Below are 2,693 nucleotides of genomic sequence, written 5' to 3'. Positions count from 1 at the left end.
TTGTGGGTTTTCGGTTGGTGGTTTCTGTTTTGCAGTCAGTTGGCTGGGAAAAAAGGCTAAAGATCCATGAGCAAAAAAGAAAAATAAAATAGGAATAAAAGAAGCATAGAGCATGTCCTTGCTGAAACGGTGGAACGGAGTAGGTGGCAGCCCTCAAGGCGCCACCAACGCAGTGGAATGGTTTCAGCAAGTGGGAGGAGCATTGATTGTTGAAATCTAGGGTAAAACCATCGGCATTGCTGGCGAATGCTGCTATAGATCCAATCACCATAAAATTTAGAAGTTGCATGCAAATCAAAATATTCAACATTCCGGTAACTGGGGGCGAAATGCTGCAGGAAGAACTCAATGTATTTTTGCGCAGCAAAAAAATCCTTCAAATCGAGGATCAAATCCTGGGGGAGGGCCAAACGGCTAGCTGGTGTTTTCGCATCAAGTATTTGGAAGATCAAACTGCGGGAGAAAAAGAGCGCGCCAAGGTAGATTATCGTCAGGTATTAGATGAAGCCAGTTTTCAGCGTTACAACAAAATGCGCGAAATTCGGCGCAAAGTGTCCCAAGACGAGGCCATTCCTGCCTATGTGATTTTTACCGATGAAGAATTGTCAGCACTTGCAAAAATTGAAAACTTGACTGCAAGCAGTATGAAAACAGTAAAGGGCATTGCCGATAAAAAGATCGAAAAATTTGGGGTTCACTTTTTTACCTCAGCCGCCAATGAAAGCACCCCGTAGACTCATTGAACCAATTGCCGACCCCGATAACCTTCGCTTGGCTTTTTGGAAAGCCCGCAAAGGCAAAACCCACGGAAACAACGTGGAAGAATACCGCCGCGATTTAGATGCCAATTTGTTTTTGCTCCGGCAACAAATCTTGAGCGGCGAAGTCGACGTGGGCAAGTATCGTTTTTTTAAAATTTACGACCCCAAGGAGCGGCAAATTTGTGCGGCAGCTTTTGGCGAACAAGTTTTGCACCACGCCTTAATGAATGTTTGTCACCCGTCTTTTGAACGGGTACAGATCTTTGACAGCTATGCCAGCCGCAAAGGCAAAGGAACTTATGCCGCATTAGCGCGTGCAAAGCAGTTTACCAAAAAATACGCCTGGTTTTTGAAACTGGATATTCGGAAGTTTTTTGACAGCATTCCTCACGAAGTCCTGAAACATCAATTGAATCGTTTATTTGGCGACGAGCATTTGTTGTGGATTTTTCGACAAATCATCGATAGTTATGAAGCAATGCCATCGCGGGGCGTGCCAATTGGCAATTTGACCAGCCAGTATTTTGCCAACCATTTTTTGAGTGATCTGGATCATTTCATCAAAGAAGAACTGTGCATCAAGGCTTATGTACGCTACATGGATGATCTGGTGCTTTGGCATCAGGACAAAGAGGTGCTGGTGGGTGCATTAAACACAATCAACAGTTTTGTGGAGGATCGATTGCACTGCACCTTAAAACCCCCTTTGCTCAATCGCTGTGATCGGGCGCTTCCGTTTCTGGGTTACGTATTGTATCCGCATTATGTGCGTTTGTCACAAGCCAGTAAACAGCGTTTCATCCGCAAAATCAACGCAGTGGATGAGCATTACCACACTGGAGATTGGACGGAGGGAGAATGCCAACGGCATGCTTTGCCCCTTTTCGCATTTGTCCGTCATGCTGACTTAGGTTCTTTTTTGCGAAAAAAGGCGCAACGGTAGAGCGTTCTACTCAAACGCGGAGCTACTAACACTACCGTTGCTGATGTGCCGCAACACACCTTTTCGCCACGTGGTAGCCACGAGGGCAGGACAATCATCTGTTCAGTGGCTGGCTATCCGGCTCTGACCCATGAGCTGCAAAACAGAAACCACCAACCGAAAACCCACATTGTTGTTGTCATTCTGCGGATCGTTGTTGTTGCGATTCGAGACCCGGCAATTCCTGGGATTGTTGTTCCAGTTGCCGCCGCGCACCACACGGTTACTGCCTTTCGATGATGGACCGTTAGGTATAAAGTTGATAAAAAAAAGTTATTTTCTCTACTCTTTTTTTAGTTTTACAAAAATAAAACATCTAACCCATGCTCCAGCCCCCATCAAGGGTCTATCCACAATCATTTACCGCAGCCAATGACCAGCCTTTTTCTTTTCAAATGGTGGAAGTTAAAGGCGGCACTTTTCAGATGGGGAGCGAGAATGAGGATGCAGATAGTGATGAAAAACCAGTGCATCCAGTCAAAGTATCCGACTTTTGGATGGGAGAATACGTAGTGACCCAAGCCTTGTGGAAGGCAGTAATGGGGGAGGAAAGCACTCCTTTTTATTTTGAGGGTGACGATCGACCAGCAGAAACCGTTTCATGGGATTTGATCAATAACGAATTTTTACCACGCTTGAATGCGCTTACTGGCGAAAATTACCGCCTGCCCACCGAAGCAGAATGGGAATACGCAGCCCGGGGTGGTATATTTCAGTCACCTTACCAATACGCAGGCAGCAACCGCCTGGAAGACGTAGGCTGGTATTACGAAAACAGTCACAGTGAAACCAAACCAGTCGGCCTAAAAAAGCCCAATGCCCTGGAACTGTACGACCTGAGTGGGAATGTGTACGAGTGGTGTGCTGACTGGTATGCAGGCAGTGAATATTATCAGGAATGCCTGGATGCAGGAGTGGCCGAAAATCCAACAGGACGTACACAGGGCAGT

Annotated in this window: 4 protein-coding genes; 3 read left to right on the top strand and 1 reads right to left on the bottom strand. The window is 46.3% G+C overall.

Features of this window, described 5'->3' with window-relative positions; translation table 11 throughout:
• The first annotated feature begins 287 nt into the window (after positions 1 to 287).
• Positions 288 to 734, top strand: a complete 447-nt coding sequence (locus tag ABW391_RS29245) for an HRDC domain-containing protein (protein WP_353485444.1) — start codon at positions 288 to 290, stop codon at positions 732 to 734.
• A complete protein-coding gene (locus ABW391_RS29240) occupies positions 718 to 1,704 on the top strand; it encodes an RNA-directed DNA polymerase (protein ID WP_353485443.1) in 987 nt (328 codons plus the stop codon). The genes ABW391_RS29245 and ABW391_RS29240 overlap by 17 nt, the downstream gene beginning before the upstream one ends.
• A gap of 102 nt (positions 1,705 to 1,806) precedes the next feature.
• On the opposite strand, the gene ABW391_RS29235 is transcribed toward ABW391_RS29240, so the two are convergent.
• The gene (locus ABW391_RS29235; protein ID WP_353485445.1) at positions 1,807 to 1,998 is read right to left on the bottom strand and encodes an SUMF1/EgtB/PvdO family nonheme iron enzyme; all 192 of its coding nucleotides are present in this window, start codon (positions 1,996 to 1,998) and stop codon (positions 1,807 to 1,809) included.
• A 68-nt stretch (positions 1,999 to 2,066) separates the two neighbouring features.
• Between ABW391_RS29235 and ABW391_RS29230 the strand changes: the two genes are divergently transcribed.
• Positions 2,067 to 2,693, top strand: a 627-nt coding sequence (locus ABW391_RS29230) for a formylglycine-generating enzyme family protein (protein WP_353485442.1), incomplete at its 3' end; no start/stop codon positions are given.

The sequence above is a fragment of the Haliscomenobacter sp. genome (assembly GCF_040403615.1).
Lineage (GTDB): Bacteria > Bacteroidota > Bacteroidia > Chitinophagales > Saprospiraceae > Haliscomenobacter.
The sequence above is the reverse complement of the archived record's forward strand: the minus strand, read 5'-3'. Positions and strand labels throughout refer to the sequence as shown.